Genomic DNA, 6,992 nt, shown 5'->3' with positions numbered 1-6,992 from the left:
CGGCTAGCCGCAGGTCGCGCCACACCGGCCAGTCATCCGGTCCCAGAGAACTCAGTTCGATCATGTCAAGACGATGCTCCTAGACGGGAGTCATCTGCAACCAAGATTAGAAACAGGCAATAAAAGAGCGTTTTGTCCAGGCAGGGGTGTTTGGTGGTGTGTTAGGGGCTGAATTGGCTTGAGATTGCTGGGGCTGGCGTGCTTGATGCGTTGCGTGGGGCAGGTGACCTCATAAGTCGGCCGGTTTCGTCTCGTTCGCTCCTGTCTGATCCCAACGCGCCCCCGCCTGAACCCTTTTGCGCCCTGGGAAAGCGCCACGCCCGACGGTAGTACCGAAACATGACGCGACACCGTCCCTATCCCAGCGATCTGTCCGACGCGCGTTGGGAACTGCTGGAACCTGCCCTATCGGCCTGGCGGGCAGACCGGCGAGGCAAGGGCCTGGATATCGGCCGCCCGTCCCGGCACGACCTGCGTCGCATCATGGACGCCATCCTCTATGTTGACCGCACTGGCATCCCGTGGCGCTATTTGCCGCACGATTTCGCGCCGTGTGAAACCGTCTACGGATACTTTGCCGCCTGGCAGAAAGACGGCGTCTTCTCCCAGCTCAACGGCCTCCTGAGGCACCTGGTCCGCGAGGCCGAAGGCCGCAACTCCGAGCCGACCGCCTGCGTCATCGACGCGCAGAGCGTCAAGACGTCCGCCAACGGGCCCGTTGCCGGCCAGGGCATCGATGCGGGCAAGAAAATCGCAGGTCGCAAACGACATCTCGGTGTCGACACCCTCGGCCTCCTACTGGCCATCTGGGTGACCGCCGCCAGTGTGTCCAACAACGCCGGCGGCATACACCCGCTGTCCCATATCGCCGCCGCAAACCCCCGCGTGACCAAGGCGTGGGCCGACAGCGGCTACCGCACCAAAGTCATCGACCACGGCGCCCGGCTCGGCATCGACGTCGAAGTGGTCCAACGCGATCCCGGCACCAAAGGCTTCAAAGTAATCCCGCGGCGTTGGGTCGTGGAGCGTACTTTCGGCTGGCTCATGCACCACCGCCGACTCGCCCGCGACTACGAAACCAAGCCACACCGCTCCGAAGCCATCATCCACATCGCCATGATCGACCTCATAAGCAAACGCCTCACCCGCGAATCCACACCGAACTGGCGCGACACCTGAACATCGAACCAAACACCCCTGCCAGGATAAAACGCTCTTTAAGGGCGTTGGCACAGCGTGTGAAGCAGAGTGAGGAACTGCTGCGGGAAATCGAGTCGCTGGTTGGGCAGCCGACGGATACCTGCCCAGGTCCGCACACGTCGGCAGACGACACCGCATCATGCCCGCGGCCGGCCGAGGGGGCAGACCCATCGGGCGAGGCGCAGAGACGCCGGGCCGCGCGAGAAGCGGACAGGCACTGTCTGCGCTGTGTGCTCGCCACACTGCTCCAGCGCCATCGAAACGGACACGGTGGAGGAGCGCCAGGCGATGGGCGGCCCTCTTCGTCGCCGCCCCGGTAGCAGTCGGACTTCCGGCCCAGGGGCCGACGGCCTCGTGTCAGCTCGGTTCGGTCAGCTGCAGGTTTCGCTTCAGTGTTCAGCACCGGTTTCCTGCGTACGTCCGGTGGGCGCCATGTGGCTCCGGGCGTTTCGGACGTGCCGGGGTGGGCTTACTAGGGCGTCCAACTATATCGTCGGGGGTAAGAAGCCGTTGTCTTTCCGATCATGGGGGACATCGGTTCGAGGATCAGTTGGCTGGACGGCCGCGCAGGCTACTGGGGCCGTCGGAGGTCGCCGATGCGGCGTAGTTCAGGGTGGTCGACGTCGTCGTTGCCGATGACGATGCTTGCTCGCGTGGCCGGGTCGGTCTCGGCCAGGTAGTGCCGACAGGCTGCGTGGTAGCGGTTGTCGAAGGCATTCTCGGCCTGTTCAAGTCCGCCGAAGAGCGCGGCGTCCCGCGTAGTGCCGCGTCGGCGGGCGACGAGGAAGCTGGTGTCGGCGAACACGACCTCATCCCACAGGTGGGCCAGTTCGCTGCGCTGGAGGAAGCTGCCGTCCACGATCAGCACCGCTTCGGCCGGCGCGGTGACTGGGGGTTCGTCGATCTGCCGGTCGCTGGCCAGGTCGATGATGCGACCGCGGTAGCGGCGGTCGCCGCCTGGGCCCATCGGTGTGAGTACTGTCCGTGCGAACGCGGGAAAGTCGTAGGCGTCCTGGTAGTAGCCGACTGCTGAGTCGCGGCCCTGCCGGTGGCGGTGGGCGCGCGGGTGGTGGAACCCGTCCATGGACAGGTGAATCGCGGGTCGGCCGCGACCGGCGACCGCAGATGCCAGTGCACGGGCCAGGGTCGTCTTCCCTGCGGCGGTGATGCCGTCCACCGCGACCCGAAGCGGATGCCCGGGGTCCTGGGCCGTAAGGTGATCGGCGACCCGGCCAATGACCTGGTCGCGGGTGGGTTGGCCCGGGCAATCGTCAGGCGGGATCGCACTGGTCTTGATCAGTTCTGCCACCCTGCGGATCCTACAATGTGCTGGCGTCAGCAAGCTGATCGGAAGGTCACCGCCGCGGTTGAGAGGGACTTCGTCTCCCTCTCACACACCGCAGCCCTGGCCGTGATGACCGCGGCTGTCTTTGCTGGCCTGAAGAAGGCACGGTCGTACCGACCATGGTGATCGTGGGTTCGAGTGTGGCGGCTCGATCGGGTGATGTTGGGTCCGGGCGCGCATGAAGACAGGGCCTCTGGTGCAGCGCGCGGTTGTCGAAGACCATCGAGCGCGCCAGGAGGCCCTGATGTCGCAGTTGTACGCCCTTGTCGAGGCTGGCTCCAACTCCGTTGCTCTGGAGTGTGATTGCCCCGCGCACCGGTTCGGGAACGCCGGGGACCGGCCGCACAGGAGGCCGAGGTATCCCTCCGGCATGAGCGACGGGGAGTGGGCGGTGGTCCGCGACGCGATGCCCGTGCCGTCGTGGCTGGAGGGGCAGGGCGGCCAGCCGGAGGGATACTGCCACCGGCAAATGGTCGATGCGGTCCGCTACTTGGTCGCAGGTGGCATCACCTGGCGGGCGATGCCGGTGGACTTCCCCGTTTGGGACCGGGTCTACGCCTTCGCCCGGCGTTGGCGCCTGGCGGGACTGCTGTCCGAGCTGCACGACCGGTTGCGCGGCCTGGTCCGCGAGGACGCCGGGCGGGATCCGGAGCCCACCGCCGGCATCGTCGACTCTCAGACGGTCCGCGCGTCCGCGGCCGTGCCGCGGGCCACGTCCGGGTGGGATGGCGGCAAGCGGACACCGGGCCGCAAACGGCACGTGGTCGTCGACGTGCTCGGCCTGCTGCTGGCCGTGACGGTCACCGCCGCCGGCGTGCAGGACCGTGACGCCGCCCGACCGCTGCTGGATCGCCTGCGCGCCCGCTTCACGAGGATCACCCTCGTGTGGGCCGACGGCGGCTACGCGGGCCGACTGGTGACCTGGGCCGGCGAGAAGCTCCAGCTGACGCTGCAGATCGTCAAGCGCAGCGACGACGCCTCAGGATTCGTGGTGCTGCCGCGCCGGTGGGTAGTGGAGCGCACGTTGAGTTGGCTGGTGCGCACGCGCCGCTTGGCGCGCGACTACGAGGTGCTGCCCTCCGTCCACGAGCAGATGGTGCTGTGGTCGATGACGATGCTCATGACGCGGCGGCTGGCCCGGCGGCCAGGGTGAACCTGCCCGGGACCAGCTCGCTCAGCCAGCCCCGACCCACCAGCCGCTTCGCCTTCACCTGGGCGCCTTCCACCTGGGCCGGGACCAGATCCGAACCCAAGGCGGCCGTGATCTCCTGACAGCTCATCACCCCGCCCGCGCCCGCACGGCGGTGCTCGACCAGCACGGCCAGGATGCGCTGACAGTCCACCGCCAGTGCGCCCGCCGGCACCCCGGTCCGCCACACCGGCACGATCGAACCCGCGCGCGCCGCCCTCGGCGGCACGACCTCAGGCGCGGGCTCCACCGATTCGAAGGCAGCCGACGCCTGCGGGGACTCACTGTCCACCTGGGCTGCCGACTGCGCCCGCGGCGCGGACAGGACCTGCCTGACGCGCTGCCGGGCGACGACCCAGCCCTCCCAGTCCGCCTCGGCCAGCACGGCCAGCACGGCCAGCACCCGATCGGCTTCCTGCCGAAGCCCTTCGACACGCTCGCGCGCGGCCAATTCCCGCTCTTCCAGCAGACCCAACACCGACGGCATCCGGCACCTCCACCGACGAGACAATCCGACGGCCCGACTCTGGCTCGCTACGAACGACTTCATGCCTGACCTGCTGAAACTCGCCGATCAGATTCGGAAAGACAACGCCTTCTTAGCGCCGTAGTTGGCGGCTCTGTGCATCGCAGTTGGCAGGCAGGATGCTCCTGCACCTCGCTGACCTGCTGTTTCTCCGGTTCTCGCGCACACCAGCGGAGGAAACCAGCTGTTGCGACTGAGCGCCGTACCCGGCCCGTGTGGCTGAGTACGGCGCTCGGTGTCCGGGCCCTGATGCGCCTTGCCGGATCCGGGTCAGTTACTACTCGGATGCACGAGGCATGTGCGCTGGCTGGGCGGAAGCTACCTGTCCGACGGGTGTGGCCGTAGCGGCTCCGACCGAGCTGAAGTGCGCCACCGCGCCCGGGCTGGTGGGCTACGCCGGCCCCGAGCCACTCGCTGATCACGTTGGTCTCGGAACCGAGGCTCGGCGGATTTCCGGTGATACGTACGGCAGCTCATGTTCCGGGCCGGCCCTTCATCCCGGGTCGGCGGCTCCGGGACCGCTGGGATGGTGTGCCGGTGAACTCTGGGCTCGTAGGGCCGCGACTTCATTTCGTAGTTCGGTCAGTTCCCGGTGCAGTGCCTGGATAGCGACGATGGCAACTCCGTTGGCATCGGTGCAGCAGATCGTTCGGTCGTTCTCACCGACCCCGAACGCCTTCCACCAGTCCTGCGCCATGGGGCCCAGGTGGCGTACGTGTGGGGGGTCCCAGTGGTACCGCCACGTGCTGACCGGCAGCTGCACCACCTGCTCCAGCACCTGGTAACCGTTGACCGGATCGCTACCGCGCACCGCACCCGACACGGCATCGGACGCCAGACCGGCCGCAGAAGCATCCTGCCGCAGGCGCATCCTGACCAGGGCCGGCATCCATATCCTGGCCAAGGACCCTTTCAACCGCCGGTAGCTCATCGCTCCCAGACCACCGCGGTAACCTCAGTCTTCAGCCCACGATCCGAAAAGAGCAGGCTGCCCCCACCACCGCGGTTCTCAGGGCTGTTCACCGGCAGCTGGACCAGACCGCTGCCCACCCCGCTGCTGTAAGCCGTCACGCCAACCGCCGTGACCTCACGGTCCTTGTTGATCATCGTGGTGTCGTAAGCGGCATTGCCGGCCGCCAGAATATTCGTGCTCGCGACGGCCGGAACGCTCAATGCACCTGTACCGGTAGCCGCCATGGCTGTCAGCACCAGCAGACGGCGGGCAACGCGCTTCGTGGACATTAGGCATCCTTCCGGCCGAGACGCCGAGTGCGTCCGCGACACCCCTAACGGCCTGATGCCCCAAAAGGCACGCAGGTTTCCGCGCCTCATCCGGCCCCATGCTCGTAGCAGCGATCTCGTCCGCAGGTTCCTACAATCGGAGTTGGCGAGCGGTGCGGCATGTCACTCCATGCTGCCGTCGGGCGCGGCCCGGAAGAGGTATCGAGGGCCGAGCGCCGCTGTACGCCGCACCGCGTCACCTTCATCGTTGAAGCACGAGGGCCGCGCCAGCCAGATGGCTGATCCGTCCAACCCGATCCAGCACCCCCAGCGCGAATGGGCCAGTGTGCCCTGAGCATCAGAGTTGGCGAACAGTGCCAACTAGCGTGCGAAGTCACAGTTCCGGCCTGAGCCGAAGCGCGATAGTTGGCACAAAGGCACGCTTGTTGTCACTGAGACGGCGACTTCGAGCGAGGCGTCGGCCTGTGCTGCGGCGAGAGCTCGGACCTGCGTAACCAGTGACGTTGCATCAATCGCGTGACGGTGTGGCGCTTGGCGGGACAGCCCGCGTTGTCCAGCGGGTGCGAGACCGGCTGCGGAAGGGGTCGCTGGCCGAGCGGAACGCCAGTTGTACAGAGGAGCGGAGGAGTCTGACGGGCCGGTAGGTCCATAGATCATCGTGTCCGCAGCCCTGGGCCCTGACGCTATCGTTTTCAGCTGGCCACGGACTGAGCAGTTCGACCGAAGCGCTGGCGCGGATACACCGAACTGCGGCAACTGGGGGGAATGGGCATGGGGGACAGAGGGATAGCGGAAGTGCGCCGGGAGCATGCGTGGGCCGAGCGGCTGACGGAAGGAGTGACCGTCGCCGTGGCGTTGGGCCTCTCGTTCTTCCTGCTGGCCGGCCCGGCAGTGTTCTTCGGTACGACCGCCTGGCATCTGATGACCGACACCGGTACCACCGCGTTCAGCCGGTTCTTGGTGCCGGTGATCTTTTTCGTCCTCGTGGTGCTGCCGCTCGTCTTGGCCCGCGTGGTGTTCCGCTCGGGTCGGCGCAAGGGCAAGAGGCGACTGACGGCGGCGGTCCCGGCGGTGCTGGCGCTGCTCGGCGGGTCCGTCGTGCCCTTCGCAGCTCTGTGTCTCATCTTCGTGTACGCGGACTGACCTCCGGCTACGGCGGGTCCGTCAGAGAACGTAGCGCTCCACCTCGGTGGAGGGGTGACAGCCGTCATGCTTCCGGAGAAGTGGTGCGAAGTACCTTGCTTCGCCCGTGACAACTACGGTGCCTCATTCATGAAAGATCGCAGGTCGGCGTAACCCGACGGTGACAGCTACCGTGCCTCGGCACACGGCCGTTCCACTGCAGCCAGCATCGACACGGCACGCTGTCCGAGGCGACAAACGGAGATCCGGCAACTGTGACTGAGCGCTTGAGGTGGCGAGTTAGCGCCCGACGTGGCGGAGGATGAGTGCTGCAGTTGGCGGATTCTCTGGGGCGGAGCGGGACGGTA

The 6,992-nt window shown here is 66.9% G+C and carries 7 protein-coding genes; 3 read left to right on the top strand and 4 right to left on the bottom strand.

Annotated elements, in window-relative coordinates; translation table 11 throughout:
- Nucleotides 1–339: 339 nt before the first annotated feature.
- On the top strand, nt 340–1,179 hold the full coding sequence (locus ACGFU7_RS47260) for an IS5 family transposase (RefSeq protein ID WP_393704919.1): 840 nt from the start codon (nt 340–342) through the stop codon (nt 1,177–1,179).
- Nucleotides 1,180–1,771: 592 nt separating this feature from the next.
- On the opposite strand, the gene ACGFU7_RS47255 is transcribed toward ACGFU7_RS47260, so the two are convergent.
- The gene (locus ACGFU7_RS47255) at nt 1,772–2,509 is read right to left on the bottom strand and encodes a hypothetical protein (protein WP_393704918.1); all 738 of its coding nucleotides are present in this window, start codon (nt 2,507–2,509) and stop codon (nt 1,772–1,774) included.
- 406 nt (nt 2,510–2,915) lie between these two features.
- Here ACGFU7_RS47255 and ACGFU7_RS47250 point away from each other — a divergent pair, with 406 nt between their 5' ends.
- Nucleotides 2,916–3,698 carry an IS5 family transposase gene (locus ACGFU7_RS47250; protein WP_393704917.1) on the top strand — a complete coding sequence of 261 codons (783 nt, stop codon included), beginning with the start codon at nt 2,916–2,918 and terminating at the stop codon, nt 3,696–3,698.
- Here ACGFU7_RS47250 and ACGFU7_RS47245 read toward each other — a convergent pair.
- The 3 genes from ACGFU7_RS47245 to ACGFU7_RS47235 all read right to left on the bottom strand — a co-directional run bounded on the left by ACGFU7_RS47245 (nt 3,664) and on the right by ACGFU7_RS47235 (nt 5,502).
- Nucleotides 3,664–4,221 (bottom strand): hypothetical protein, encoded by a 558-nt coding sequence (locus ACGFU7_RS47245; RefSeq protein WP_393704915.1) that lies wholly within the window; start codon nt 4,219–4,221, stop codon nt 3,664–3,666. The genes ACGFU7_RS47250 and ACGFU7_RS47245 overlap by 35 nt on opposite strands.
- A 532-nt stretch (nt 4,222–4,753) precedes the next feature.
- Nucleotides 4,754–5,149, bottom strand: coding sequence for a tail fiber domain-containing protein (locus ACGFU7_RS47240; RefSeq protein WP_393704914.1), 396 nt, complete (start codon nt 5,147–5,149; stop codon nt 4,754–4,756).
- Between the two features lie 38 nt (nt 5,150–5,187).
- Complete coding sequence (locus ACGFU7_RS47235) at nt 5,188–5,502, bottom strand: hypothetical protein (RefSeq protein WP_383977108.1); 315 nt, start codon at nt 5,500–5,502, stop codon at nt 5,188–5,190.
- Between the two features lie 771 nt (nt 5,503–6,273).
- On the opposite strand from ACGFU7_RS47235, the gene ACGFU7_RS47230 reads away from it, so the two are divergent.
- Nucleotides 6,274–6,645, top strand: coding sequence for a hypothetical protein (locus tag ACGFU7_RS47230; protein ID WP_393704913.1), 372 nt, complete (start codon nt 6,274–6,276; stop codon nt 6,643–6,645).
- Nucleotides 6,646–6,992: the final 347 nt, after the last annotated feature.

This window comes from Streptomyces sp. NPDC048473 (genome assembly GCF_043200155.1).
GTDB lineage: Bacteria > Actinomycetota > Actinomycetes > Streptomycetales > Streptomycetaceae > Streptomyces.
Note: the sequence above shows the minus strand (reverse complement) of the source record. Positions and strands in the feature narration are given on the sequence as shown.

Coding starts and splice junctions, on each gene's coding strand:
- ACGFU7_RS47250 (WP_393704917.1), top strand. CDS start 2,916: ATGAGCGACGGGGAGTGGGCGGTGGTCCGCGACGCGATGCCCGTGCCG.
- ACGFU7_RS47230 (WP_393704913.1), top strand. CDS start 6,274: ATGGGGGACAGAGGGATAGCGGAAGTGCGCCGGGAGCATGCGTGGGCC.
- ACGFU7_RS47260 (WP_393704919.1), top strand. CDS start 340: ATGACGCGACACCGTCCCTATCCCAGCGATCTGTCCGACGCGCGTTGG.
- ACGFU7_RS47235 (WP_383977108.1), bottom strand. CDS start 5,502: ATGTCCACGAAGCGCGTTGCCCGCCGTCTGCTGGTGCTGACAGCCATG.
- ACGFU7_RS47240 (WP_393704914.1), bottom strand. CDS start 5,149: ATGCCGGCCCTGGTCAGGATGCGCCTGCGGCAGGATGCTTCTGCGGCC.
- ACGFU7_RS47245 (WP_393704915.1), bottom strand. CDS start 4,221: ATGCCGTCGGTGTTGGGTCTGCTGGAAGAGCGGGAATTGGCCGCGCGC.